The organism is Streptomyces sp. NPDC007157 (assembly GCF_040634235.1).
Classification (GTDB): domain Bacteria; phylum Actinomycetota; class Actinomycetes; order Streptomycetales; family Streptomycetaceae; genus Streptomyces.
Window position 1 is genome coordinate 238,233 of the sequence record NZ_JBEYFE010000003.1, and the last position, 26,445, is coordinate 264,677.

17 protein-coding genes are annotated in these 26,445 nt (G+C 71.8%); 6 read left to right on the plus strand and 11 right to left on the minus strand.

Features of this window, described 5'->3' with window-relative positions; all coding sequences use genetic code 11:
* Nucleotides 1–43: 43 nt before the first annotated feature.
* Complete coding sequence (locus ABZ642_RS06610; protein WP_046730425.1) at nt 44–355, minus strand: hypothetical protein; 312 nt, start codon at nt 353–355, stop codon at nt 44–46.
* 54 nt (nt 356–409) lie between these two features.
* Nucleotides 410–1,258, minus strand: coding sequence for a hypothetical protein (locus tag ABZ642_RS06615; protein WP_360478151.1), 849 nt, complete (start codon nt 1,256–1,258; stop codon nt 410–412).
* 171 nt (nt 1,259–1,429) lie between these two features.
* Here ABZ642_RS06615 and ABZ642_RS06620 point away from each other — a divergent pair, with 171 nt between their 5' ends.
* Nucleotides 1,430–14,809 (plus strand): hypothetical protein, encoded by a 13,380-nt coding sequence (locus ABZ642_RS06620; protein ID WP_360478154.1) that lies wholly within the window; start codon nt 1,430–1,432, stop codon nt 14,807–14,809.
* A 38-nt stretch (nt 14,810–14,847) separates the two neighbouring features.
* Entirely contained in the window at nt 14,848–17,370 is a 2,523-nt protein-coding gene (locus tag ABZ642_RS06625; protein ID WP_360478157.1) for a right-handed parallel beta-helix repeat-containing protein, read from the plus strand.
* A gap of 27 nt (nt 17,371–17,397) precedes the next feature.
* Here ABZ642_RS06625 and ABZ642_RS06630 read toward each other — a convergent pair whose 3' ends face one another.
* Nucleotides 17,398–17,952 carry an isochorismatase family cysteine hydrolase gene (locus tag ABZ642_RS06630; RefSeq protein ID WP_360478160.1) on the minus strand — a complete coding sequence of 185 codons (555 nt, stop codon included), beginning with the start codon at nt 17,950–17,952 and terminating at the stop codon, nt 17,398–17,400.
* Between the two features lie 142 nt (nt 17,953–18,094).
* Between ABZ642_RS06630 and ABZ642_RS06635 the strand changes: the two genes are divergently transcribed.
* Complete coding sequence (locus ABZ642_RS06635; RefSeq protein WP_360478163.1) at nt 18,095–18,733, plus strand: helix-turn-helix domain-containing protein; 639 nt, start codon at nt 18,095–18,097, stop codon at nt 18,731–18,733.
* Between the two features lie 41 nt (nt 18,734–18,774).
* On the opposite strand, the gene ABZ642_RS06640 is transcribed toward ABZ642_RS06635, so the two are convergent.
* Nucleotides 18,775–19,413: an HD domain-containing protein gene (locus tag ABZ642_RS06640; protein ID WP_360478166.1), complete on the minus strand. Its 639-nt coding sequence runs from the start codon at nt 19,411–19,413 to the stop codon at nt 18,775–18,777.
* 102 nt (nt 19,414–19,515) lie between these two features.
* On the opposite strand from ABZ642_RS06640, the gene ABZ642_RS06645 reads away from it, so the two are divergent.
* Complete coding sequence (locus tag ABZ642_RS06645; protein ID WP_360478169.1) at nt 19,516–20,502, plus strand: helix-turn-helix domain-containing protein; 987 nt, start codon at nt 19,516–19,518, stop codon at nt 20,500–20,502.
* Here the strand turns inward: ABZ642_RS06645 and ABZ642_RS06650 are convergent, their stop codons facing one another.
* From ABZ642_RS06650 to ABZ642_RS06660, 3 genes are read right to left on the minus strand one after another with little or no spacing between them, the layout of a single operon-like run.
* Complete coding sequence (locus ABZ642_RS06650; RefSeq protein ID WP_360478172.1) at nt 20,503–21,690, minus strand: cytochrome P450; 1,188 nt, start codon at nt 21,688–21,690, stop codon at nt 20,503–20,505.
* A 38-nt stretch (nt 21,691–21,728) separates the two neighbouring features.
* On the minus strand, nt 21,729–23,102 hold the full coding sequence (locus ABZ642_RS06655; protein WP_360478175.1) for an FAD-dependent oxidoreductase: 1,374 nt from the start codon (nt 23,100–23,102) through the stop codon (nt 21,729–21,731).
* Nucleotides 23,092–23,301: a ferredoxin gene (locus ABZ642_RS06660; protein ID WP_360478178.1), complete on the minus strand. Its 210-nt coding sequence runs from the start codon at nt 23,299–23,301 to the stop codon at nt 23,092–23,094. The genes ABZ642_RS06655 and ABZ642_RS06660 overlap by 11 nt, the downstream gene beginning before the upstream one ends.
* A 302-nt stretch (nt 23,302–23,603) precedes the next feature.
* On the opposite strand from ABZ642_RS06660, the gene ABZ642_RS06665 reads away from it, so the two are divergent.
* Nucleotides 23,604–23,777 carry a CsbD family protein gene (locus tag ABZ642_RS06665; RefSeq protein ID WP_360478181.1) on the plus strand — a complete coding sequence of 58 codons (174 nt, stop codon included), beginning with the start codon at nt 23,604–23,606 and terminating at the stop codon, nt 23,775–23,777.
* Between the two features lie 199 nt (nt 23,778–23,976).
* On the opposite strand, the gene ABZ642_RS06670 is transcribed toward ABZ642_RS06665, so the two are convergent.
* Nucleotides 23,977–24,309: a helix-turn-helix domain-containing protein gene (locus ABZ642_RS06670; protein ID WP_360478184.1), complete on the minus strand. Its 333-nt coding sequence runs from the start codon at nt 24,307–24,309 to the stop codon at nt 23,977–23,979.
* Between the two features lie 126 nt (nt 24,310–24,435).
* Here ABZ642_RS06670 and ABZ642_RS06675 point away from each other — a divergent pair, with 126 nt between their 5' ends.
* A complete protein-coding gene (locus ABZ642_RS06675; RefSeq protein ID WP_360478187.1) occupies nt 24,436–25,179 on the plus strand; it encodes an ANTAR domain-containing protein in 744 nt (247 codons plus the stop codon).
* An 84-nt stretch (nt 25,180–25,263) separates the two neighbouring features.
* Here the strand turns inward: ABZ642_RS06675 and ABZ642_RS06680 are convergent, their stop codons facing one another.
* The 3 genes from ABZ642_RS06680 to ABZ642_RS06690 all read right to left on the minus strand — a co-directional run bounded on the left by ABZ642_RS06680 (nt 25,264) and on the right by ABZ642_RS06690 (nt 26,375).
* Nucleotides 25,264–25,422, minus strand: coding sequence for a hypothetical protein (locus ABZ642_RS06680; RefSeq protein WP_360478190.1), 159 nt, complete (start codon nt 25,420–25,422; stop codon nt 25,264–25,266).
* 92 nt (nt 25,423–25,514) lie between these two features.
* Nucleotides 25,515–25,664, minus strand: a complete 150-nt coding sequence (locus ABZ642_RS06685; protein WP_360478193.1) for a hypothetical protein — start codon at nt 25,662–25,664, stop codon at nt 25,515–25,517.
* Between the two features lie 96 nt (nt 25,665–25,760).
* Nucleotides 25,761–26,375 (minus strand): TetR/AcrR family transcriptional regulator, encoded by a 615-nt coding sequence (locus ABZ642_RS06690; RefSeq protein ID WP_360478196.1) that lies wholly within the window; start codon nt 26,373–26,375, stop codon nt 25,761–25,763.
* Between the last annotated feature and the right edge of the window lie 70 nt (nt 26,376–26,445).

Sequence of the window (26,445 nt, forward strand, 5' to 3'; positions counted from 1 at the left end):
CCTCCCCGGAAACTCCGGGGAGGCCCTCGTCGTACTGCGGGAGCTACGAGTTGTTCTGCAGGCTGCTGCTGATGCCCTGGTCGAACTGGATCGCGTTCTCCTTGATGCCGTTGAACATCTCCGAGAAGTCGTTGATGCCCTTCACGGCGGCGAGCAGGCTGGTGTCGAAGTTGTTGTAGGTGGTGCGGATGACCTCACTGGACTGCTGGAAGACCATGCCGTCGTCGACGAGGGTGTTGACCCGGTTGCGCAGGTTGCTGAGCACCGGCAACAGGTTCTCGTGGGCGTCGTGCAGCAGGCTCACGACCTCCTCGATCTTGTGGTAGTCGAGGTTGATGCCGTTGTAGCTGGCCATGGGGTTCCTGTCCGTTCCTGTCGGTGTCGATGTGGTGGAGAGGTTGCTGGTCGGCTATTCGACGACCGGCGGGTTGTCGGACGGGTCGCCGTCCCCGCTGCCGTCGTCGCCGCCCACCTGCTGCCAGTCCGGCTGGTCGCCGTTGGCGTCCTTGGGACCGCGGGTGTACTCGGTGCGGTCACCGTCACTGCCGGTGGTGACCATCGTGCCGCTGCCGTCGGAGTTGAGGTTGGTCTCCGAGTGGACGGTGCTGCCGTCCGGGTAGGAGGTGTCCGTGGTGTAGTGATTGCCGTCGCTGGAGTAGTTGGTGACCGAGGTGTACGTCTTGCCGTCGTAGGTGACGGTGGACTCCTCCTTGATCACATGACGCTGGTCGTCGAGCGTGAGGTGCGTGTGGACGCTGCCCCGCTCGGTGTTGATCGTCTGGTCCAGCGGCGGGTTGCCCGGGTCGGTGGCGGAGCAGAAGTCCGGCATCGTGCCGTCCGGGCCGGGCACGCACTGGTCGAGGTGGGACTGCTTGTAGTCCCAGAGGTCCTTGTCCCGGAAGTAGTTCTGCAGGCCCAGGTTGCTGCCCGTGATGCCCATGCCCTGGGCCAGTTCCGAGTCGAAGGACAGGAACGCCTCGCCCACCGAACCGAACGCGCCGGCCAGCTCCTTGAGCCCCTTGTCCGCGTGGCTCATGGTGCTGCTGGCGTTGTCGTAGAAGCCCGCGACGGCGTCGGCGAGGGTCTGGTCACCGAGGATGGTGAAGGCGTCGCCGGAGGTGTACCCGTCGTAGTCCCGCTGCCCCACCTGGGAGAAGAGACTGTTGTCGAGCAGCGGGCCGATGTCTCCGGCCAGGCTCTCCAGGTCCCGTTTGGCGTCGTTGAGAACGTTGTATTCGATTTTCAGGCTGTCGGCCATGAGTGGGCCTCCCAGTCGAGACTCCGGTCAGTTGGACCACGCCGCAGGCGTCCCGCCGGTTCACCGGGAACGACGGGTGTAACCCACATCACGTGAACCGCGGCGGGTGCTGTGGCGTGGTCAGTTGGGGAGGAACCGCCCCGAGCCCCGCAGCTTCCGGGAGGAACCCGTATGCCACGCCCGACCGACTGGAACGCGATCGGGCTCGACAGCGATCCCACGCCGGGCGACCCCGACCAGATCCGGACCCTGTCCACCGAGCTGAACCACCTGGGCTCCGAGGCCCGGCGCATCAGCACGGCCATCGACGCGGTCATGAACACCGCCGGGGACAGCGTCTTCGTCGGCGAGGCGGCCAACGCCCTGCGCGACAAGGTCAACGGCCGGCTGCGCGGGCACGTCGAGGACGTGGCGCAGTCCTTCGAGACCGCGGCGACCGCGCTGAACACCTGGGCGGACAAGCTCGTCGACCTCCAGTCACGGGCCGACGGCGCGCTCAACTCGGGGCGCGGGCTCTCCGAGGACGACTCGAACCGGGAGACCTACGCCTCGACGGCCCGGCAGGCGGGCACCGAGCACGGGGAGGGCGCCGCCACGGCGGCGGGCAGCATCTCGGGTGTCTCCAACATCCAGCTGCCGATCTCCAAGTGCCAGCTGTTCTGGGAGGCGTTCCAGTGGCTGGCGATCATCCTGATCGTGCCCGCGCTGATCTTCGGCGGCCCGATCGCTCTGCTCGCCCTCGGCGTCAACCTGACCCTGTTCATCAAGACGATCGTCGACTTCGCCAACGGTGACGCCAGCTTCCTGGACCTCTTCCTCGCCGGGCTCGGCATCCTGGCGCCCACCACCAAGGCGCTGCCGATCTTCCAGATCATCAAGGGCGTCACCACGACGGCCTTCGCCAAGGGCTTCGCCAACATCGCCCGGGGCACGTTCCAGGCCCTGCGCAACCTGTTCACCAACGGCTTCCGCCCCACCACCCTGCTGCTCGGCCTGAAGGACCTGGTCAAGCTGGGCAGCACCTGGGTCTACAAGGGCGGCCTGTGGGTGCTGGACGGCATCCACAACCTGCCCGGCATCATCGGCCGCGGCGTCAACTCGGCCGGCCTGACGATCGTGCAGGGCATCAAGGGGATCCCCGGGTTCGTGCGCGGGCTGCCCGAGACGTTCTCCCGGGGCTGGCAGGCGACCAAGACCTGGGTGGGCCAGGAGTTCGGCGGCACCAAGTGGCTGCGGATCTTCCTGCCGGTGGACGCGGCCGAGATCGGCGAGTACGGCTTCGCGCGCGCCCTGCGGATCAGCCTCTTCGACCGCGGTGTGCTCGGGCAGCACGTCTTCGGCGCCCCGATCACGGGTGCCGTCGGCCGGACGATCAGCTCGGTTCCGGTCGACCCGCGCACCGTCGACGCCCTGGTCGACATGCCGCGCATCCAGCTGAACGAGGTGCGGTTCGGGCCGGGCGCCGGGCAGAACGGCATCCGCAACCTCGACCTCAACCTGCCCAGCACGCATCTGGACGTCACCTCGACCCTGCGTCCGCCGTCCCTGAACCTGGGTGACGTGGGCGCCATCGCCCACCGCGGCAACTTCGGCGTGCACGCGGCGCGCACGGTGGACGCGCTGGTCGACATGCCCCATGTGCAGCTCGGCAACGTCCACGTGGAGAACTTCGGCGCGCTGGGCGGGCGTTCGGACGTCGGGGTGAGCGTGGGCGCCACGCCGACCGTCACCACCGCCTCCGGCCTCCACCTGCCCGCGTCGGCCGGTGTCCCCGGCGCCACGCACGGCCTCACCAACACGCCGGTCACCGGCGTCTCCGGCGGTGCCCACACCACGCTCACCGGGCTGCACCCGACGCCGACGAACCTGACGTCCACCGCGGACGTGCTGCTGCCGGGCGGGGCGCACAACGGCACGCATGTGCCGGGGACGACCGTCCTCACCGGCACCCACGCCACCCCGCCGCCGGTCGCCGGCACGGTCGGTGACCTCTCCACCGGCAACCCGGCCGCGGTCACGCTGCACTCCGCGCTCACCGGCAACCCGGGCGTCGGCGCCGTCCACGCGCCCGGCACGCCCGGCCTCGGGACCGTCCACACCACCCTGACCGGCACCCCCGGCACGAACGTGGCGCACACCGCGCTCGACTCGACCCCGACCCACGGGGCCCCGCACGACGTGACCGCGCCGAACAGCCTGCTCACCGGCCCCACCACGGTGACCCACCCGTCCCCGACCGGCATCGGCCACGGCGGGCAGGGCGGCGTCGACGCCGGGAACTCGGCCTTCGACCTGCTCGCAGGCACCCGCCACAGCACGCCCCACGCCCCCGTGGCCCCCGGCACCGGCAACGCCCTGGCCGACCGCACCACCAGCGCCCTGTCGGCCAACCAGACCCGGCTGCACCTCGACGAACTGGTCCAGAGCCCCGGCACCCCGCACCCCGGCACACCGCAGCAGCTGCCGGCCAATGCGCCCACGCCGCCCCCGGTCGGCCCGGAACGTCTCACCACGAGCCCAGCGTCCGTCACGACCCCGGACCGGCTCACGACGAACCCGGCGAACGCCGGATCCCCCGACCGGTTCACCGGCAACGGCGCCCCGCACGACCCGGCGCCCGTCTCCCCCGGCGGCTCCGGGCACCCGGGCACGCACAGCAACAGCGCCGCCCTCGACCTCGTCGACACCGGCCGCAGCGCCCGCACCACCGACAGTCCCGCCTTCGCCGGCACGCCCACGCACACGGACGCCGACAAGGGCCTGGCCGGCTCGGCCAACGGCACCTCCGCGCACGTCCCCGAGGACCTGCCGGCCCACGCCGCCCCCACCCCGCCCGGGACCCACACCCCGCTGCCGGGGCACTCCTCTCCCGCGCCGGCCGCCCACACCGCCGACACCTCCGGCGCCTTCGACGCCCTCCTCAAGGACCCCAACGTCGTCAAGGTCCCGGGCAACCACCAGCTCGCGGTCAAGGCACCGCGCGGCGGCACGCCCGAACTCCACGGCGGCGCGGTCGAGTCGGGCCTGTACACCGTGGAGAAGCAGGGCATGGGCTTCGTCGTACGGCAGCTGGACGCCGTCGGCGGGACCGTGGTGCACAGCTGGACCTTCAAGCGGCTGGGCGGCATCCGGCTCGCCGAGGAGACCGTGCGGTTCGGCGACGGTCCGTTCAGCGGGGTGAGCGTCAAGGTCGCGGGCAAGTCCGTGGACTCCCTGACCGACGCCACCGGCACCTGGCCGGCGAAGCTGAGCGGCGAGCACGAGATCGTCGTCGCCTCCACCTCCGGGAGCCACGTCTACAGCCGGTCCACCGGCGAACTGCTGCGGTCGTCCACCCCGGACGTCACGCTGCCCCCGCGCCCGGCCGAGCTGACCGGCACGTCCGCGGACAGCTGGGACGCCGCCGCCCACGCGGCCCGCGGCCACATGGCCAAGGCCGCCACCGACAACGAGACCAAGCTGTTCATGCAGGGTGTCATCGGCGGCGCCTTCACCTCGAAGAAGGGGTACGGCGGCTTCGTCAACCCCAGCGCCCTGGAAGCCAATCCCGGGCTGGTCGGCAGGGTCAAGCAGTTCAACAAGGTCGCCGGTGACCTGATGTTCGAGGGCCCCAACCAGCGCATGACCGTCTGGCGGGGCGTGTCCATGGACCCACGGGCCGCCCAGGCCGACGTGTTCGTGGAGCGGCTGCCCGCCTCGACCTCCAACAACCGCGCATTCCAGGCGGAGTGGGCGAGGAACGGCGTCAACAGCAACCGCGTCGTCTTCGAGATCGACGTACCGGCCGACCACGGCAGACTCGCCATGGCCTACCCGCCGGGATACAACAAGGCCGCCGACGACGCCCTCGCGCTCAACCAGGATCAGTGGGAGATCACCCTCTCACCGACCCGGCTGGTGCGGACCGGGCCGGCCCGGGTGGAGGACGGCATCACGGTCGTCCCGGTGCGCGCCGAGCAGATCCCGGAGGGCCGGCTCGAGAACCTCATCAACGAGAAGTGGTCCGGGCTGCAGTCGGGCGAGGCCTTCGAGGACTTCGGGCGCGCCTTCGGACAGGACGCGATGCGTCGCTGGGAGGGGCTCGGCGACGCGATCGTACGGGAGGGCGGTGACGGCCCGAACGTGAAGACGTTCACGGTGGGCCGGCCCGGCTTCGCCGACGAGATGACCGTCACCGTCACCCACAAGGTGGACGACAACGCCGTCTCCGTCACAATCTCCGGCGGCGAGCGCACCTTCACCAAGGAGTGGAGCGGCACCGGCTTCAACGACCTCGCCGCCGACCTGCGCGGCCACGTCCTCCACAACAACGAGTTGCTCAGCTCCCTGCCGACACCCACGTCATGGGGCAAGGAACTGCCGAGCCCGGTCCACACCGGCTCCCCCACGGACACGACGCCCGCACCGCGGCCGGACACCCCGCGCGCCGGTGGCGGCCAGGAGTTGCCGGGTCGGGGAGCCCGGCTCACCCCGGCCGAGATCGAGCAGGCGTGGTTCCGGGACGGCGAACGGGTCGACGCGCTCTTCGGCCACCTCGACGACCCGCTCCGCGGGGCCCGCCGCGAGGCCTGGCGAGACCATGTGCAGGCACGGTACGACCTGGGCCGGGCCGAGGATCTGCTGCCGGACCACGGGCACGCGGGCAGCTCCCGCGGCCCCACGCCCGACGAGATCCGCGCCCGCGAGAACGTCGACATCGCCCAGCAGCGGTACGACGCCACCCACCACCGCCTGACCGAACTCGGCGTCGACCCGGTGCGGATGGAGGCCGACCTCGGCGCCCTGCGCCGGCTCAGCCTGCAGGAACGGCCCCGGCTGCTCGGCGGCACGGTCACCACGGCGAACGACGCGACTCCCCCGCCCGCGGTCGCCGCCCCCACAGCCCACGGCGAGACGGGCGCGGCCTCCGTGACACCGCCCAGGCGGCTGAACGACATCCTGGCCGACCAGACCAAGGCCCACAAGGACCTGCAGCAGGCAGAGATCGCGCAGACACAGCCGGGCAAGGACGCCGACAAGATCGCGAAGGCCGACGCGGACCTGACCGAGGCGGACACGAAGTTCAAGGACGCCACCCGCGAACTCGACGAGGCGCTCCAGCACGAACTCGACAACCGCCTGCTCTCGCAGCGTGAACTGAACCAGCTCGTCGACCAGTTCGCGGGAGCCGGCGACATCGACCGGGCCCGGGCACTGCAGAACCACGCACGGGATCTGGACGTCAGGTCCCGCGGCGCGGGCGAGGGCCCCGTCCGCTCGGACCAGTTCATCCGGACCGGCGAGGAGATCCAGTCCCAGTCGGTCACCGTCCAGCGGCTCGCCAACGAGCTCGAGAGCCTGGTGAAGGCCGGTACGACTCCCCCCAGTGAGCTCAAGGGCCTGGCCAAGGGGCTCGACAACGCCGCCAAGGACCTGGACGCGGCCCTCCAGGGCCATGTCACGGACGCCGCCCGCTTCGGGGGCACCTACACGCTGCGCAACCAGCACACGCCCGTCGCCGCCGTGGCCCACCATCTCGCCCAGCTGGTCGACGACGCCGTCCGGACGGTGAAGCCGGGCGACAACCTCGTACTCAAGGGCTTCCTCGGCACCGACGCCTCGGTGGAACAGGTCCGGCGCGGCATCCCGGACCTCCTGCGGCGCTACCGCGAGAACCAGGCGTTCGGCGAGGTGCACAGCGGAGAGCAGTGGAAGGCGGTACTGCCCGGGACCGAGGCCCAGTGGCAGCAGGTGTTCGAGGACTTCGACGGCTTCGACAAGCTGTCCAGGTCCCAGCAGCACGACTTCGTGCGCAAGCTGTCCGAGAAGAACATCGCGGACCTGCGTGCCGACGTCGACGGCCTGCTGAAGGACCTGCCGGAGGCGGACCGCCTGAAGTTCCAGCAGCTGCGGGACAAGCTCCAGGACCTGCCGTACCGGATCAAGCACGCCACTCCCGCCTACCACGCCATCGCCAACAGCGGTGTGATGTCCTCCCAGGGCGACCTGACCCGCCGGGGCGTCAAGTTCCTCGCGTCCGGCAAGAGTTCGGCGAAGAACACCTCCAACCTGGGCAACGACGACTTCGTGTTCTTCCGTATGGAGGTCGGCGACAAGCCGATGGCGACCCGGTACGGGCCGACCACGCTCGTCTTCGACGCCAAGGTCCTGGAGGAGAAGGGCGGCTGGGTCTCGCTCCACGACCAGCTGCATCCGCTGGACCGCGACACCATGAACCAGCTGAAGGTCGGCGACGACGTCGTGCGCAGCGCGAAGTACGACGACGGCTTCGACGAGATGGGCAAGCGGGGCCGCTGGACGTACGAGTACCCCGACCACAGCACTCGGCAGGTCTCCTTCGAACAGGAGGTCTTCCACGGCGGGCATGTGCAGGAGGCGCTCGCCCTGTCGGTGGTGCGCGAGGTCCATCTCATCGGCGGCGCCTTCAAGGACGACGTCTTCAAGCTGCTCGCCGACACCGCGAGTCCGGAGGAACTGGGCTCGGTCATCTCCAAGCTGTACCGGCCCGAGGCGAAGTTCGGCTCGGGGCTGCCCATCAACCCGTTCGGGAGCCATGCCACCAGCGAGTGGCCGTCGCCGCTCGCGGTCCATGACGCGGACGGCGACGGTCGCTATCTCGCCGACGGCACGGTCGACCCGGCCGCACGGGCCGCCGGCAAGGCCTTCGACGACGCGTCCGACCGGGTGCGGCAGGCGGACAACGCCGTCAAGAGCGGCAACACCAAGGCGCTGCGCTACAACCTCAACAAGGCGCAGCCGCACGCCGAGCAGTCGGTCAAGCTGACCCAGGAGTTCCACGCGGCCGCCGTCGGCGAACGCAAGGACATGGCGAAGACCCTGCTCGACCAGCGCGAGCAGCTCCTCAAGGACATCAACACCCGCCTCGACGCCCTGAAGCCACAGGCCAAGCCCGAGGGCGCGAAGACGCAGCCCAGGCCGGGCAAGAACCAGGGCGCCGGGACCTCCTCGTCGGCCGCCGGGGCGAACGGCCCCAACCTGAGCGAACTTCCGCAGTCGGCCGAGGACGCGCTCAAGGGTGTCGCGGGCATCACCGACCAGATGAAGAAGATGGTCCGGGCACTCGCCAACTCGGACGGCTTCCGGTCCCTGCCGGACTCCAAGGTCGGCACGCAGACCACGGCCGCCGTCGACCTGGGCAGGACCGCCTTCGACAAGGCGTTCAAGCACCTGTCCAGGGCGGGACTTGTCCACGGTGACTCCGCCGGCCTCCACTTCACGGACGAGGGCCGCCGGCTGTTCCTGCCGCCGGGCGCCGACACCAGGACGGCGGCGCCGTCCGTGTCGGGCGCGACCGACGTCCACCCGACACCGGCCCAGGCCCAACCCCAGCTCCCTCACACCCAGTTGGGACCCGACACCAAGGCCCCCGCGCTCACCGGCGACGGCCTCCCGTCCCACAGCCCGGACACCGACCCACCGGCACCGCACCACACCGACACGGACACCACGTCCCCGGCGCCGAACGACCTCCACACCAAGTCCCCGGCGCCCCACGACCTCCACACCAAGTCCCCGGCACCGCACCTCGCCGACACCGAGACGCGCACACCGCACCTCGCCGACACCGAGACGCGCACACCGCACCTCGCGGACACCGACATCACCCCGCCCCGCCCCACCGAGACCGACGCCACCCCGCCCCGCCCCACCGAATCCGACACGGCCGCAACGCACCTCGACGACAGCCACTCGGCCGTGCCCCACCGTGGCGACAACGGCGACTTCGCCTCGATGCCCCCGAGGGACGACACCCGGCTCGGGGACGGCCGGTCCGGGCGGCCGCTCGGTGACGCCGTCCTGGACGACATGCTCAGGCCGCCCCGGCGGACCGGCGACACCACCGGAACGACGGCGCCCGGTACCGCTCACCCGGCCACGCCCGACCTCCTCGACCGGGCCGCCTTCCGCCGTAACACGTACCGGGAGAACGGCATCCGCGCCCGCTCACAGATCCGGTACGTCGACCGTGCCCTGGAAGCCTTCCACCATGTCCCCGCCGACCAGTTGGCGCGACGGGCCCAGGCCCTCGACGACCTGGCCGACGCCGCCGGACGCTTCCTGCGGGACCGCCCGGACTCGGTCCGCCGGGCCGGAGTGGAACAGCTGCTGAACCAGGTGCGGGCCGAGGCGAACGCCTACCGGCTGCTCGACGACTTCCGGCGGCTCGGCGACGGCGCGGACGGGCTGGCCGGCCGCACCCGTACCGCCCTCGCCGCCGGCGGCACGACCCCGCACATGCGGACCAGGCTCCAGACGATGCTCGACGGCATGGACAGGTCCGCGCAGGCCCAGCGGCAGAACGACGCCCTGAGCCTGCTCGACGGCATCCCGCCGCTCCGGAACACCGGTGACACCACCCTCACCGCACCGGCCCGCCTGGACGGCGGCACGACCCCGGCGGCACCCGCCAGGCTCGACGGCGACACCACCCCCGCGGCGCCGGCCCACCTGGACGGCGACACCACCCCCGCCGCACCCGCCCGGCCGAACCGCGGCAAGGGTCCGGCAACGCCGTCCCGGCAGCCCGGGGAGACGCCGTGGGCGGAGGATTCGGCGCGGTTCGACGAGCTCCTGGGCGGCGATGGCCGGCCGTTCCGCGAGGCCTGGGTCGAGCTGTCGTCCGCCCGGATCGAACTGAACCGGGTCGAGGATCTGCGCGGCGGGCCGGGCGGAGCCAGCACATCACAGGGTGTCAGCGAGTTCGACGTGCAGCTCAACCACGAACTGATCTCCGCTCAGGACCGGTTCCGCACCGCCTACACGAACCTGCAGGACCTCGGTGTCCATCCGACCGAGATCGAGGCCCGGATCCACGAGATCCAGCTGGGGGCCACCCGCCGCGGTGCCACGCTCGGCGCGGGCAAGCTCGACACGCTGCCCGACACCGCCCCGCCCGCGGTCAACCACGTCACTCTGAACAACTCGGGCGTGAGCGGGCCGAACGGCCTGACCATCGAGCGGACCGTGGGCCAGGACAACGCGGTGACGCTACGGGTGGTCGACCAGCACTTGCACCCGGATCCCACGCGCACGGTCGTCGTCCGGCAGGACGGCGGTTTCGACGTCCGGCACACTCCGTCGGACACCGTCGACACCTACACCGCGAACGGCGACCGGATCGCCTACGACATGCCGCTGCACGGGGCCGACGGCCGGCCGACGGGGCTGCGTCTGCACACGGACATCAACGCCCACGGTGTGCGCCAGGCCCTGACGGTGGGCGGCCCCGGCGCGGACCGGCTGACCGCCTTCCCGCTGCCCGGCGACGCGGCGCGGATCACCCGTCTCGACACCGGCGTCACCCATCGCGTGGACGCCCTGGGTCTCCGCCTCGACGAGGGCATCCAGCTCACCGGCCGGGACGGCGTCCCCGCCGGGACCGACCGGGTGTGGGTCACCGACGGCACCGACGTCCATGTCACCGATCTCGCGGGCGACCGTCTGGACCTGCGGGTGCAGGACCTGGGTGACGGGAACGGCGTCAGGGTCACCGACGGGACGACCGGGGTGTCCGTACGCCACGACGGCCAGGGCCGCCTCCAGGAGACCGGTGTCTCGCTGACCGACCCGCAGGGCACGCGCGGGCAGCGGTTCCTGGCCGACGACGGCACGGGCCGCCTCACCCTGACCGACACGTCCGGCGCCCGGCAGACCGGGACGGTCACCGCGCTGCCCGGCTCCACCGGCTTCCGGGTGACCGACGAGACGAGCGGCGCGACCAGCAGGTTCACGGCCGACGGCCGCTACCAGGACACCGGCCTCGCGCTGTTCGACCCCGCGGCGAACGCGCGCGGCGGGCGGATCGCCGTACCGGACGGTGCGGGCGGTCACCGTCTCACCGACACGCTGGGGCAGCCGCTGCCCCAGCGGGTGGTCGCGGTCGGCGGCAACCGGCCGCGCACGATCGACGACATCACCGGCGAGTCCGTGCTGTACGACGCCCAGGGCCGCCCGGTGAGCACCTCGACCGCGTTGGCCGACCCGGCCGGCGGGCCGCGCGGCGACCGGTTCGCGGAGCCCGACGGAGCCGGTGGCCACCGTCTCACCGATGCCGACGGCAACCAGTTGCCCGACACCGTCACCGCGCTCCCGAACGACGGCGGTTTCCGTACCGTCCACGACACCGGGCACCGCACCTTCGGCGCCAATGGCGACTTCGCGGGCGACGGGCTGCGGCTGACGGGACGAGACGGCCTGCCGGCCGGACGTCTGGACCGGCCGCTCGGCGCGGCCCCGCGCTGGCTGGACGACGCCTTCGCCCCGGACCCGGCGCGGGCCGTCACCCTCGATCCGGCCGGCCGGATCGAGATCGCCCGTCCCGGCGGCGGTCACCAGGTCTTCGACCAGGCCACCGGCCGGTTCGTCCAGGAGACCGTCCCGCTGCCCGGCGGCGGCCACCAGACGACCCTGGCCGACACGTCGTTCACGCGGTACGACGGTCAGGGCGCCGTCACCGCCGACGGCACGCCGCTGCCCGCGGGTCACGGTGGGCGTCTCCTCGTCGTGGAGCCGCCGACCGCCGCCCACCCCGGGGCCTGGCTGGAGGACGGGGCGGGCGGCAGGCTCGCGCACTGGGACGCCGTCCGGCGGCCCGACGGCACGACCCGGATCGCGTTCGACGACCGGACCAGCCCGCGGCACGGCGAGTTCCTGCATCTGGCCGCTGACGGGACTCCGGTCCGGCAGGGCTTCAACGTGCTCGACAACGGGCGGCGCACGGACTTCCGGTACGTCGTCGACCACACCGACGGCACCTGGGAGCGGACCACCCGGAGCGGGGCCCCGATCGCGGCGGGCTCCTTCCATCACGGCACCGCCGACCTCTCCGGCGCGGCGAGCGGCCACATCCGGCTGCTCGGCTCGACCAGGACCCGGGTGCCGGTCTTCGAACGGCGGGTGCTGCCCGGTGCCGCCGGCGACGTGGTGGACGCCTTCCGCCGTACCGACACGATCTCCTTCGCCCGTACCAACCCCCGTACCCACTGGGTGCGTTGGGACGAGACCGGCACCCCGGCCGGTACCGGCAGCCGGCGCTACGACACGGCGGGCACCGGCTGGCGCGACACCGACGGCTGGGGCCGTACGGTGCGCGAGTACCGGGACGGGCTGCAGAAGTTCGACGGGCGGGCCGGGCACACCCTGGGTGTCGACCACGGCGACGGCGGCTGGACCTGGCACCGTTACGACGGCGCGGGCAGGGAGATCGCCTCCGGCCCGCGGACCCGTGAGCACCTCGGCGGCGGCTGGACCGACCGCACCGCGGACGGCCGGATCGCCCAGCAGCAGTGGGGCAGGGCCGAGTGGCCCGAGCGGGCCGGCCAGTACCAGGAGCACGCGATGACCACGGACGGCACCCTGCGCGGCACCTGGGAGCGGCACTCCCCGCACGGCAAGGAGGTCGGCAGGCACGAGGCGTTCGGCGACGGCTTCCTGACCACCGACCGCTGGCGCGAGCAGCGCCCGCCGACCTGGGTGCGCACCCGCTGGCTGGCCGGCGCCGAGCACACCCGGCCGCCGTACGCCCATGTCCGGGGCGACAACACCTACCAGCTGTTCACCTGGAGCAAGGAGGCGGGCGACGGCAACGTGACCGCCGGGGTGCGGTACGTCGGCATGGACGGCAGCGCCCTCGACCTGGCGGCCGACGGGACGTTCGCGCGCTTCAGCGGCAAGCTGCACGACGGCACCACCCTGAAGGTCGGCGACCACGCCCAGGCTCCGGCCCACCGGCCGCCGCCCGGTGCCACCGCCCACGCCTGGTCGGAGTCCGGCGGCCGTCGCGGCTACCGCGTCCAGGTGCGCGACGATCCGGACGGTGTGCTCTGGCGGGACACCTACCGGGGCGCCGACGACGCCCCGCGGGTGGCCCGTGAGGGCCGCCCGGACGGGGTCGTCCGGGAGTTCACCGGTGATCGCGCCTGGGTGGACCGGGACCCGCACGGCAACCTCGTCGGGCAGAGCCACGCCAACCCCGACGGCACCGCCGGCTCCGTGATCCAGGGCTCCGGCCGCGCCGACTCCGGCCGCTGGACCTGGCGTGAACTGAACGCCCAGAACGCCGAAGTCGGCAGCGGCCGACGGGAGTTCTTCCGCGGCTCGCACGACTCCCGGCTGCCCTGGGACGACTCCTACCGGGACTACGACGCGGGCGGCGACCTGATCCGCGAGCGCCGGATGCTCGACTCCGGCCGCTACGTCGACGCCTGGCGCACCGGCAACGGGGACTGGCGGGTGAGCGTCCACGAACGCAACGGCACGCCCATCGACCAGGGCGCGGGACAGCAGGTCCGCCGCTGGTGGGACGCCTCCACCCGGACCTGGCAGGACAACTGGACGGGCGGTGCCCGGCACTTCCGCGACGAACTGCGCGCCGGCGCGAACGGCCCGCACACCGTGCTGCGCGAGACCCCGCTGCACAACGGCGGTCCGCTGCGGGTGCGGACGTACAGCACCACCGTCACCCAGAACACCCCGGCCGGTTCGGTCTGGAAGGAGTTCGACCACGGCGGCGTGGTCCGGGAGCGCAAGGCGGAGAACGGCGGGTTCCTGGAGACCGACGCCTGGCGCGGCCAGTGGAACCGTTACGACCGGAACGGTGATCTGGTCGCCCAGCGCACCGACAACGGCCTGGTGTTCGAGCGGGACACCTTCAATCGCTGGCGGCTGACCGGCAACGAGTACGACTTCCGGGGTGCGCTCACCGAGATCCGTGGCTGGGGACGGACGACCCGTGAGGCCCAGCGCATGCCCTGGTCCGGCACCCAGGTGCCGGCGGGCGGCGACGCGGCGCTGCGCGAGGCGCGTTACGAGCCGTACTGGCGGAGCGTGGCCAAGAAGGCGGCGCTGGAGTTCGGCCAGGAGTTCGTCCTGGAGTTCGGTGCGAACCTCGCCGTCAACGGGATCGTGGCCGCCGTCCAGAACAAGCCGTTCACGGGCAAGGACGCGCTCAAGTCGTTCGCCAACGCGGCGGTCGGCGCGACCATCAAGACTGGTCTGAGCACCGCGGTGCACGAGAACCGGGCCCTCGGGTTCAGCAAGCTCGGCGACCTCAAGACCGGTCTCGCCAACATCGACGGCGGCAAGCCCTGGACCCGGCGCCCCCTCAACCACGACAAGACCTGGGCCAACGAGTGGGCGGGCAACGAGACGCCGACCCGCTGGCGGGGCGGTGCCTACGACTTCTCGTTCGGCGTTCTCAGCAGCGCGCTGTCCGGCTGGGTCAACGGCAGTATGAACGCGGCCGTGTGGGGCGTGACCGACGCCGACGGGCAGACCGTGAAGCTGCACGGCGGGGACGCGGTCTGGGAGGGCGGGATCAACGCCGCCGCCTCGGTCACCACGGCCGCCACCACCGGACTGGTCAAGAACGTGTTCGTGATGAGCGCGGGCAGTCGGCTCTTCCACCGCCAGGGCTTCGCCGACTTCTGGATCCAGCTACCCTTCAAGATCTTTGAGAAGTCGATCCAGTCGCTGTACCTGACCAGTGCCTATCGTGCGAGCATCAATCCCACCTACTACCAGGCACCGTGATCGGGACAGCGGCGATCACCGAGACTTGAGGAACGTAGATGACCACCCGTCACACCGTGGCGCCCAAGGGTCAGGGCGGCCGGGGCGCGTACCGGACCATCGGCGAGGCGATTCGTGCCGCCTCGCCCGGCGATCTGGTGGTGATCGCCCCCGGCACGTGGACCGAGAACCTGGTGCTGGACCGCGCGGTGGTGCTCACGGCGGAGCACGGCCGGGGCAGCGTCGTGATCGCGGCGCCGCCCGGGGACGCGCCCGCGGTGACCGTGGACGGCCCGGACTGCGCCCTGCACAACATCACCGTGTGGGGCTCCGACGCGGGCCGGCCCGCCGTGAGCGTGTCGCCCGGGGCCGGGCTGGTCCTGGAGGAGTGCTCGGTGGAGGGCGGCCGGGTGCAGGCGAAGGGCCCCGACGACGAAGAGGGCGGTACGACGGCGATCGTGCTGCGCCGCTGCCGTCTGGAAGGTGCCCGGCTGGCCGGCCTGCATCTGGCGGGGGGTGTCCGGGCACGGGTGGAGGACACGGCGGTCACCGGCGTCGACGGCACCGGTGTGGTGCTGTCCGGCACCGCGAGCCTGGACGCCGTACGGCTGCGCCTGGAGCGCACGACCGGGTCCGGGGTGCGGCTGCGCGGCCGGTCCCGGCTGCGGCTGACCGACTCGGTTCTGGCCGGAAGTGGCCGGGCGGGCCTGCTCCTTGAGGACGCCACCGAGGCCACCGCCGGGGAGTCGCGCATCGAGACGCCCGGGGCGGCGGGGGTGCATCTGACCGGGTCGGCGCGTGCCGAGCTGACCGACTGCAGGATCCGCGGCGCGGCCGCCAGCGGGCTGGTGGTGCAGGAGACCGCGCGGCTCAGCGCGTCCGGCTGCTCGGTCGCCGACGCGGGCGCCAACGGACTGCTGGTGACGGGAGCGGGCGAGGCGGACCTGGCGGACTGCCGGATCGACCGCAGTGCCTTCAGCGCGGTCCACCTGGCCGGTACGGCCGTGGGGCGGCTCGCCGACTGCCGGGTGCGCGGCGGCTCCGAGCACGGTGTGCACGCCACGGGTGAGGCCCGCATCGAGCTGACCGACTGCGGGATCATCGACGTCGCGATGACCGGGGTGAGCGTCCTGGAGCGGGCGGTGGCCACGCTCACCGGCTGCCGGGTCGCCGGGGCCGCCGCCGGCATCGGCATCGGCTCGCCCACCGGCAGCACGGTCGCCGACTCCACGGTGACCGGCACCAAGGAGATCGGCGTCCAGGTCGCCAAGGGCGCCGCCGCCTCCCTCGCCGGGATCCGGATCAGCGGCGCCGGGGCGGCCGGGCTGGTGGTGGACGAGGGCGCCGAAGCGACGGTGAACGGTGGCTGGGTCGAGAACTGCGCGGGTTCCGGTGCCGTCATCTGGACCGGCGCCAGACCGGAGATGACCGGGCTGCACATCGACCGTCCGGGCAAGAACGGGGTGTTCCTGGCGGAGGGCGCGGGCGGCACGTTCACCGGGCTGGACGTCACTCGCGCCGGCTTTCCCGCGCTGCATGTCGCCGCGGGGGCCGACCCGGTGTTCCGGCACTGCCGGGTCCGTGACTGCGCCGAGGCGTTGGGCACCGACGAGGGCGCCAAGCCGGTCCTGGAGGACTGCACGGCCGACGGCACCCCGCTGACCTTCGGCACCCCGGCCGCGGCCCCGGCGAACGGCACCCCCGGGACGGTGCCTTCCCCCAGGACGGCGAAGTCCGCCGCCGACGACACGGAGGAGCCGGAGGAGGAGAACCTGGAGGACCTGCTCGGCGAACTCCACGAACTGGTCGGCCTGGACCGCGTCAAGCAGGACGTCGGCTCCCTGGTCAAGCTCATGCAGACGGTCCGCCGTCGCGAGGAGGCCGGGCTGCCGGCCCCGCCGCTCAGCCGCCACCTGGTGTTCGCCGGCAACCCCGGCACCGGCAAGACCACCGTCGCCCGCCTCTACGGCCGTCTCCTCAAGGCGCTCGGGCTGCTGCGCCGGGGCCACCTGATCGAGGTCGACCGTACGGCGCTGGTGGGCGAGTACGTCGGCCACACCGGCCCGAAGACCACCGCCGCCTTCAACCGGGCGCTGGGTGGTGTGCTCTTCATCGACGAGGCCTACTCGCTGGCCCCGGCGCTGGCCGGCAACGACTTCGGCACCGAGGCCGTGGCGACTCTGGTGAAGCTGATGGAGGACCACCGCGACGACGTCGTGGTCATCGCCGCCGGCTATCCCGGTGACATGCACCGGTTCATCGGCTCCAACCCGGGCCTGGCTTCCCGCTTCGGCCGCACCCTGTTCTTCGAGGACTACGAATCGGCCGAACTGGTCTCGATCGTCGAGTTCCAGGCCGGACAGCACCGCTACGAGCTGACGCCCACGGCCCGCACCGAACTCCACGCCCTCTTCGAGGCCATGCCCCGGGGCGAGGGCTTCGGCAACGGCCGCTCGGCCCGGCAGATCTTCCAGGAGATGACCGAACGCCAGGCCCAGCGGGTGGCCGAGCTGACCGCTCCGACCTCGGAGGAGCTGATCAGCCTGGAAGCCCACGACCTGCCCCACCCGGCCGCACGCTGAGGGCACCGGACCCGGATTCGGCTGCCGTCAGAGCGTCGCCGCCCACCCGGCCACGGTGGTGACCTCCGCCTGCTTGGGGAACACCTTCTCGGTGAGCACCCGGTGCACCTCCGGATCGGAGTCGAGGCAGCCGTCGGACAGAACGGTGAGCTCGAAGTCGAGGTCGGCGGCCTGGCGCAGGGTGGACAGCACGACACCGCTGGTGGCGATGCCGGTGAGGACGAGGTGATCGATCTCGCCGGCCCGCAGCACCAGGTCGAGGTCGCTGCCGGCGAAGGCGCTGACGCGTCGCTTGGTGACGACGGTCTCGCCGGGTGCGGGCGCCACGTCGGGGTGCACCTGCGTGGCCGGGCCGTCACCGGCCAGGCCGGCCGCGCGGCTCGCCAGCGCGCCGAACGTCTTGTTGCGGGAGCTGATCTCCGGGTATCCGGGGCGGAACCCGACGACCACGTAGATCACCGGGACCCCGCCGGCGCGGGCGGCGTCGATCGCCGTGGCGAGACGCGGCAGGTAGTCGTCGGCGTCGAACCGGTCGGTGACGACCTGCTGGACGTCCATGACGAGCAGAGCTTGCTTAGGCACCGTCGATGTTCCTTTCCCACGGCCCCGTTAGTCATCAAGCGATTACTTGGTAACGTAGCCCCACCCCAGGATCAAGTCAACGCACGATTACTTGTTGGCGAGCCCCGCCCGGGCCACGGGAACGCCCATGAGAGGAGCCGACGTGTCAGCGGACGAGGCACCCTCGCAGCCCGATCCGGCCGATCGCGCCGATCCGGCCGACGGACCACGGCGCCGGAACGCGGCGGCGACGCGCCGGGCGCTCCTGCTGGCCGCCCGCACCCGGTTCACCCGGCTCGGGTACGACCGCACGACGCTGCGGGACGTCGCGGCGGACGCGGGGGTCAACCTGGCACTCGTCAAGCGGTACTTCGGCTCCAAGGAGGGCCTTTTCAAGGCGGCGCTGGCATCGACGCCCCGGTTCCTGGGCGGCGAGGACGAGTTCCCGCACGGCCGGGCCGCCCTGGCCGAGGCGCTCAGCCGTCAGCTGGCGGCCGGAGCGTGGGCGGAGTTCGGCGAACATCCGGTGCTGATGCTGTTGCGGGACTCCGGTGACGAGCAGGTGGCCGAGCTGCGCCGACGGGCGCTGGAGGAGTTCGGCCGGCAGGTGCTCGAAGCGTCCGGTGCCGCATCGGCACCCGACGCCCTGCTGCGGGCGGAGCTGCTGGTCGCACTGGGGGTCGGCGTCGCCGTCGTCCGCTCGGCCGTCGGCCTGCGCCCGCTCGCCGACGCGACACCCGACGACCTCGTGGACCCGCTCCGCGACATCGTGGAAGCCCTGCTCGGGCCCCCGCCGGAGTGACCTCCGGTTTCGGCTCGTCGGCCTGAGGCCGCGCGGCCCGGTCACTCGGGCCAGGCGGAGCCCTTGATGACCTCGACGAAGTCACCGCGCCGGAAGCCGGGGACGTAGTGGGCCAGTACGTCGGCCTTGACGTTGCCGAAGGTGGTGTCGGGGCGGTCCTGGATGCCCTCGGTGAAGGCGGCGAGGATCTGGTTCTTGAAGTCCGGGCGCGGGTGCGCCGCGACGACCGCCGCCCGCTGCTCGTCGCTGACCTCGTGATAGCCGATGCCCAGGACGTCCAGCTCGACCCCGCGGGTGACCAGGGCGATCTCGGGTGCCATGTGCAGCGGGATCTCCGGGGTGGTGTGCAGGGCGATGCTCGTCCAGACCCGGTCGGCGGGCTCGCCGGTGATGCCGTGGGCGTGCAGGAAGTCGCGGGCCTCGTCGGCGCCGTCGATCTCGAAGCGCTGGTCGGTGCGGCGCAGGCTCTTGGTCAGCCCCAGGTCGTGGAACATCGCCCCCACGTACAGCAGTTCGGGGTCGAAGGCCAGCCCCAGGGCCCGCCCGCGCAGCGAGCCCCACAGGAAGACCCGACGGGAGTGGTCGAACACCAGCGGTGTGGCGACGCCGCGCACCATCTCGGTGGCCTCCCGCACCAGGGCGGTGTCCGGGATCCGTACGCCTGCGATCTCTTCGCTCATCGTTCTCAGCCTCCATGTCGGACGGGTGGTGTGCCTCCAGGGTTCTCCGGGCGGCGTACGCTGGGCCATGTCTCTGCTGCCAGGAAAACCACGGATTCGGACATGACGCACCGGGTGGGCTTTGTGGTCTTCGACGGGGTGACCATGCTCGACGTCAGCGGTCCGTCGGAGGTGCTGCACCAGGCGGGCCGCCTCGCCGACCCCTATGAGCTGGTGCTGGTCTCACCGGCGGGCGGGACGGTCACCACCTCCGCCGGGCCGGCGCTCACCGGCACGGTCCCGGCGGCCGACGCCGGCCCCCTCGACACCCTTCTGATCGCGGGCGGCGACCGGCTGGCCGAGCGGCCCATCGAGGAGGAACTGCTGGCCACGGCCCGCGAACTCACCGGGCGTTCACGCCGGATCGCCTCGGTGTGCACCGGCGCGTTCGTGCTGGGCGAGCTGGGCCTGCTCGACGGCCGCCGTGCGACGACCCACTGGCGGCACGCGGCCACGTTCGCCCGCCGATACCCCCGGGTGCGGGTCGAGCCGGACGCCATCCACATCCGCGACGGACGGTACGTCACCTCGGCGGGCATCAGCGCGGGCATCGACCTCGCCCTCGCCCTGGTGGAGGACGACCACGGCGCCGGCGTGGCCCGGGACATCGCCCGCGAACTGGTCGTCTTCATGCAACGCCCGGGCGGACAGTCCCAGTTCTCCACGGCCATCACCACCCCACCGGCCCGCGGCGACCTCCTGCGCACCCTGGTCGCGTCCGTACTCGCCGACCCGACCGCGGACCACAGCCTGCCCTCCCTGGCCGCGTCAGCCGCCGTCAGCGCCCGCCATCTCACCCGGCTGTTCCGCGCCGAACTGGGCACCACCCCCGCGCGCTGGGTCGAGCGGGTCCGTCTGGACCGTGCCCAGCAACTGCTTCTGGAGGGGCACAGCGTCACCTCGGCCGCGCTCCACAGCGGCCTGGGCACCGACGAGACCCTCCGCCGCGCCTTCGCCCGCCACCTGGGCACCACCCCCACCCACTACCGAAGCCGCTTCGCCACCACCGGCGGCGGCCAGGAGGCGGACCGGCGGACCACGAGCGGGTAGTCACAGTTGGATGGGCAGGTGGCGGGGGCCGCGCAGCATGGCGTTCTGGCGGTAGGGAGGTGGGTCCTCGACCAGGCTCGCCGTGCCGAGCAGGGGGAGCAGCGCGCCGAGCGCGGTCTGGGCTTCTATGCGGGCGAGCGGTGCGCCGTAGCACAGGTGGATGCCGTTGCCGAAGCCGAGGTGCTCGTTGTCCGGGCGGGTGGGGTCGAACCGGTCGGGATCGTCGAACCGTCGGGGGTCGCGGTTGCCCGAGGCCAGCGCCAGGATGACGGAGGCGCCCTGGGTGAGCGTGGCGTCGCCGACGGCGATGTCGGTGAGCGGGACGCGCTCGCGCATGTGGACCGGGGGTTCGTAGCGCAGGAGTTCCTCCACCGCTCGCGGCAGCAGGCCGGGGTCGCGGCGAAGGTGGTCCAGGTGCTCGGGCCGGCGCAGGAACGTGAGCACCCCGTTGGCGACGAGGTTGACCGTCGTCTCGTGTCCCGCGATGAACAACACCACGGTGTTTGCGGCGAGTTCCTCCTGGGTGAGCCGCAAGGCCGGGTCGGGCTCGTTGACGAAGGCGGAGAGCAGGTCGTCACCCGGGTGGGCGCGGCGCTGTTCGGCGAGATCCACGAGATACCCGCCCATCTCGATCCGTGCCTTGTCGCCCGCCTCGTGCTTTCCGGCGGAGTCGTCCTCCTCGGGCTTGAGGTCGGCTGCCGCGACCAGTGCGTCGGACCAGGTCCTGAAGAGCGGCTCGTCCTCGGGCGGCACGCCGAGCAGGCGGCAGATCACCGTGACGGGCAGCGGGTAGGCGAAGTCGTCGACGATGTCGATCCGTCGGCCCGCCTCGAAGGGTTCCAGCAGATCCCTGATGATCCGGTCGATCTCGCCGCGCATGGCATCGACGCGGCCCGGGCTGTGGGGTGGTCCGAAGGGCCGCATGGCCAGCGTGCGCAGCCTGTGGTGTTCCGGGTCGTCGAGCCGCAGGAACGGCGGCTTGTGCGTCAGTTGGCCGCGCGTGCGGGGATCGGCGCTCATCCGTGGGTCGTGGAGCAGGGCGGCGATGTCGTGGTAGCCGCCGACCAGGAAGCTGCCGTCCGCCTGCCGCACCGCGGGACCGGCCTCCCGGAGTTCCGCGTACAGCGGGTAGGGGTCGGGGCGGCTGGCGTAGTCGGTGATCCGTGCCAGCAGGGTCTCGGAGTCCATGGTGGCTCCTCGTGGTGGGAGTCGCGGACGGACACGGGTCAGCGCGTCGGCTGCACCACGGCCAGTCGGCGGTCGGGCAGATATCCGGTGAGCGCCACGGTGGGGCCGTGGGAGAGCACGGAAGGATCCGGCACGTCGGACGGGACCGGGACGTCGGCCGCGAGCGCCCGGTCCGCCGCGCCGGGCGGGGGCGGGAACGGAGCGGCCGTCTCGATCAGGTGCCGGTAGTAGTCGAGCGACTTGGCCATGTCGACGGTGACCGCGGCGGTGACCCGCCCCTTGTAGCCGTAGACCATGGCCAGGCGGCGCGCCTCCAGCGAACCCTGGGCGATGACCACGTGGTCGGAGTAGGTCGGCACGCCCACCGACTTGATGTTGAGCCCGAACTGGGTCGACCAGAACGTCGGGATGGCCAGGTGGGGGCGTTGCAGCGGCCCCGGGTTGACCATGTTGTGGGCCGCCACCGCGGCCTGTTCGACCGCGTTGCCCCAGTGTTCCAGGGAGAGCATCTGATAGCCGAACAGCGGGTGCGGGAAGCGGGAGACGTCACCGGCCACGAAGACGTCGTCGGTGACGATCCCGTACATGGTGAAGGCGCGGCAGCCAGCGTCGCAGGCGATCCCGCGCGGGCCCGCCGCCAGTCCGGACTCGGCCAGCCACTCGACGTTGCGGACCGCGCCCAGCGCCACGACGCAGACGTCGGCGTCGACGCGGCTGCCGTCGGACAACTGCGCGCCGGTGAAGGCGCCGTTCCCGTCGCCGAGCAGGGCGGTGACCGTCACCCCGGTACGCAGGTCGACGCCGTGGTTGCGTTGCATGACGGCCGCGAGCTTCGACAGGGTGCCGCCGAGGGCGCCCACCAGTGGCGCGGGGCCGCGTTCGGCGACGGTGACGGCCAGTCCGCGCTCCCGGCAGGCGGAGGCGATCTCCGAGCCGGTGAAGCCGCCGCCGATGACCAGCACCCGTTCCGGCCCGGCGGCCAGCCGCTCGGCCAGTCCCTCGCCGTCCTCGCGGGTGCGCAGGGTGAACACCCCGTCCAGGGCGCCTTCCTCGGCGTTGGGCCACGGCCGTGCGCGGGTGCCGGTGGCGATCAGCAGCCGGTCGTACGGGAGTGACTCGCCGTCCTCCAGCAGCACCTGTCTCGCGAGCAGGTCGACGCCGGACGCGCGTACCCCGAGCCGCCAGTCGGCGTCCGGATCGCGGCGCATCGGCAGGCCGGTGGTGGCCGCCGTCGCCTGCCCGAGCAGTACCTGTTTGGACAGTGGCGGCCGGTCGTAGGGCGGGTGGGGTTCGTCCCCGACCACGGTCACCGAGCCGGTGAAGCCCTCGTCGCGCAGCCTCTCCGCGGCCCTCAGCCCCGCCAGTGAAGCGCCGACGATGACGACACGGCCGTCCTTGAGGTCATCGGGCACCGCCGCTCACCTCTTCCCCGAGGAGGATTGCCTGCACCGGGCACGCGGCCGCGGCCTGGTGCACCCGCTCCAGCTGGTCGTCGGGGACGGCCGTGGCATACAGCAGCCCCTCTTCCCCGTGCAGCTCGAACACCCGCGGTGCGAGAAAGACGCACTGTGCATAGCCCTGGCAGCGTGTGAGGTCCACAACGGCCTGCATCCCCACCACTCCCTCCGTTGCCGCACCCCCCTCGTGCCCACCCCTCGTCTCCAGCATGGAGCCAGACCGGAGCTCCCGCACGCCACACCGCCGGCAGCACCGGACCCACCACCTCCGGCGTCCGGAAGGACGGCGGTCAGTGGGGGCGGTCGAGGAGTTGGCCGAAGACGGGCAGGGTCGCGAGCAGCGCTCGCGCCGCGTCCCACGACTGCCCCCGGTGGATGCCATTCCGTTTCACCGCCCGACAGGGGGTACTCGGGATGGTGCACGGTTTCCCGATGGGGACTAGGACGGTGACGACGATGTCCGGAGAGCAAAAGGCCAAGGGAAAGATGGAAGAGGCCACCGGAAAGGCCAAGGAGACGATCGGCCAGGCCGTGGGCAACGAGCGGATGACGGCCGAAGGCCAGGCCAAGAAATCGAAGGGTGCGGCGCGTCAGGCCAAGGAGAAGACGAAGGACGTCTTCAAGCACTGACCAGGCCGACGCGGAGCGGGATCCCATTTAGGGGATCCCGCTCCTTCGCGCGCGCTGGGGCACCCGGTGGCCGGCCCCTCTGTGTCCCGGGAGCCGAGGAGGTCATGGCGTCGGGCCGAGCGCGTTGTCCACGCCGTAACCGGCTTGGTGGTGCTGCCGGAACGGCGGAGGCGCTAGACGAGAGCGCCGCCGGGTGGGTTCATGCTCGACGCTCGTCGCGCTCGTGGTCGTGCTGGAGGAGGAAGGCGAGCAGTTCGGCGACGGGGAGTCCGCCTTCCGCCGGGTGACGAAGACTGGTGTCCGGCTGGATGCGGTAGCTGTTGCTCCGCCCGTCGCGGGTGTGGGTCAGGTACCCGTCGGACTCCAGGTCGTTGATGATCTTCTGGACCGCCCGCTCGGTGAGCCGGCAGCGCGCCGCGATGTCGCGGATGCGGGTGGAATGGTTCTCCGCGATGGCGACCAGCACGCGGGCGTGATTGGTGAGAAACGTCCAACCGGAGTGCGGCTCTGGTGCCTCAGCTACTTGCCCCATGACTCCCAGGCTAGACGTGTTGTTCACGCATTCAAAAGACTGAAATTCTTTTCCGGTATCTCTTGACGTGTAATCGGCCGGCGGGTGAGTCTTGTGGAGAGCTTGTGCCGTCGTGTGGAGGCAGCCATGCAGCAGCGGCGAATCCCGCACCCTGCCGGCGCCACGGGTGTGAAGGCAGCCGGAACCCTGGCGGTCGCCATGCCGCACGAACCCGAGGTGCGCACGTGGTCGAACGACGGCACCGTGACCGTCGTGATCCGCGGCGAGCTGGATATCGCCGGCGAGCAGGTGCTGAAGTGCGCGCTGGAGGACGCCGTGAGGCGGTGCCGCGACCACGTGGAACTGGACCTGGGAGGAGTCGAGTTCTGTGACTGCTCCGGGCTGAACGTGCTGCTGGCCGCGCGGCGGCACGCCGCCGGGCTCGGCAGGACACTCAGCGTGGGGGTGGCCGGCCCGGTTGTGACGAATCTCTTGATCAAGACAGGAACGTGGCCGTTGTTGACGGGTACCCGGGCGCCGAAGAACGCCCGGAGCGGGGAGACGGAGGACGCCCTGAGCGACGACGAGATCAAGGACGCCCTGGGTGGGGACGACCTTCTGGCCGAAGTCGCTCAGCTGCGACGGGCCATGCGTACGCGTCCGGCCATCGACCAGGCCACGGGCGTGCTGATGGCGACGTTCTCCCTCGACGCGGAGGACGCGTGGGCCGTGCTGGTCGCGGTCTCCCAGAACACGAACACCAAGCTGCACCACATCGCCGAGGAGGTCCTCGCAGCCCTTCGGGGCGACTCACTGCCGGACAGCCTGCAGAACCACCTGGCCGCCGCGGTGAGCGCGCTCCGCGCCGGGGAGGGCAGCCCGTCCGGATGACAGGGCCGCGCGGGGCGGGTGACGGGACGCCACGGATCCAATCCGCGCGCATCCCTTCCCGCACGGCGGTGACGGCGTCTCGGCTCAGTCCTCACCCCGTACGACGTTCCAGTCGTCCCCGCGCCGCGGCCGACCCGCGTCGCCGTCGATCGTGGCACGCACCCAGGTGCGTATGCCCTTCCCGCGCAGGCGACGCGCCTTCGCCCAACCCGTCTCGGATCCGCGGACGCTGCCCGTCTTCATGACTTCCATGGTCACGGCTTCTCGTCTTCTCTCTGCCCCGGCCCGTTCCGGTCCGGGGCGTAGCCACTCTCCGTCGTCTCCCCCCGTGGTCTTCACTCCGACCGAGTCCCCACCCGGCACGGCCGGAAACGCTGGTCCAGACCGCGGGGGCCGGGCGGCCACGCCCAGGGCGTCACCGGCAGGTACGGCCCGACGATGTAGCCGTCCAGCGAGACACCCATCGAACAGGTCACCCTGCGCATCACACGCCCTCCTCGGCAACGGCATCGGCAGTAGGACCGCCGGACGCTCCAGGACTCATCGCGGCTCGCGGGAAAGGACTCCGCCCGGCGGATTCCTCAGTCGGACGAGGTGGCCGGACGGCGACACAGGGCCTTTGTCGGGGAGTGTGTCACCAGTTCGACCAGGCGTTCGGCGAGGTCGTCGTCGAGCGACGACCCGATCATGAGTCGGCGGTAGAGGATGGCGCCGGCCCACAGGTCCTGCACCAGTTCGGTGTCGAGGCCGGACGGAAGGTCCCCCCGCTCCATCCCCCGGCGCAGCACGACGTCGATGTTCTGCCGCTTGCGGCGCAGGAAGGTCTCCCGGAAGCGGGCCATGAGCTCAGGGTGCGGCAGCAGGCCGGCGGCGAGCGCGGGCAGGGACGCCGCCAGGTCCTCGTTGGCGTAGTTGCGGATCGTCATGTCGACGGCCTGGCGTACTTCCGCGCGGGTGTCGCCCTGGTCGGGAATCTCCTCGGCCCGGAACACCTCCGCGAGCGCGTCGGCGACGAGTGCTTCCTTGTTCGGCCACCACCGGTAGATGGTCGACTTGCCGACACCCGCGGCCGCCGCGACCCCCTCGATGGTGAGGGTGGAGTAGCCCTGCTCGGTCAGCAGCGCCCTGGTGGCGTCGAGGATCTTGGGGGCCGAGCGCGGAGTGGCCGCCGGGTCCGAGGTGAATGCGAGTCCCATGGTCGCAACGATACGTACCGTTTCGTTTTCGGGTCAAGACGTGTTAGCGTCCAGGAGTCCGATTGAAACG

Excerpts from the sequence above, each read along its gene's own strand:
- ABZ642_RS06610 (WP_046730425.1), bottom strand. The coding sequence starts at position 355 with ATGGCCAGCTACAACGGCATCAACCTCGACTACCACAAGATCGAGGAG.
- ABZ642_RS06615 (WP_360478151.1), bottom strand. The coding sequence starts at position 1,258 with ATGGCCGACAGCCTGAAAATCGAATACAACGTTCTCAACGACGCCAAA.
- ABZ642_RS06620 (WP_360478154.1), top strand. The coding sequence starts at position 1,430 with ATGCCACGCCCGACCGACTGGAACGCGATCGGGCTCGACAGCGATCCC.
- ABZ642_RS06625 (WP_360478157.1), top strand. The coding sequence starts at position 14,848 with ATGACCACCCGTCACACCGTGGCGCCCAAGGGTCAGGGCGGCCGGGGC.
- ABZ642_RS06640 (WP_360478166.1), bottom strand. The coding sequence starts at position 19,413 with ATGAGCGAAGAGATCGCAGGCGTACGGATCCCGGACACCGCCCTGGTG.
- ABZ642_RS06645 (WP_360478169.1), top strand. The coding sequence starts at position 19,516 with ATGACGCACCGGGTGGGCTTTGTGGTCTTCGACGGGGTGACCATGCTC.
- ABZ642_RS06650 (WP_360478172.1), bottom strand. The coding sequence starts at position 21,690 with ATGGACTCCGAGACCCTGCTGGCACGGATCACCGACTACGCCAGCCGC.
- ABZ642_RS06660 (WP_360478178.1), bottom strand. The coding sequence starts at position 23,301 with ATGCAGGCCGTTGTGGACCTCACACGCTGCCAGGGCTATGCACAGTGC.
- ABZ642_RS06665 (WP_360478181.1), top strand. The coding sequence starts at position 23,604 with ATGTCCGGAGAGCAAAAGGCCAAGGGAAAGATGGAAGAGGCCACCGGA.
- ABZ642_RS06670 (WP_360478184.1), bottom strand. The coding sequence starts at position 24,309 with ATGGGGCAAGTAGCTGAGGCACCAGAGCCGCACTCCGGTTGGACGTTT.
- ABZ642_RS06675 (WP_360478187.1), top strand. The coding sequence starts at position 24,436 with ATGCAGCAGCGGCGAATCCCGCACCCTGCCGGCGCCACGGGTGTGAAG.
- ABZ642_RS06680 (WP_360478190.1), bottom strand. The coding sequence starts at position 25,422 with ATGAAGACGGGCAGCGTCCGCGGATCCGAGACGGGTTGGGCGAAGGCG.
- ABZ642_RS06685 (WP_360478193.1), bottom strand. The coding sequence starts at position 25,664 with ATGCGCAGGGTGACCTGTTCGATGGGTGTCTCGCTGGACGGCTACATC.
- ABZ642_RS06690 (WP_360478196.1), bottom strand. The coding sequence starts at position 26,375 with ATGGGACTCGCATTCACCTCGGACCCGGCGGCCACTCCGCGCTCGGCC.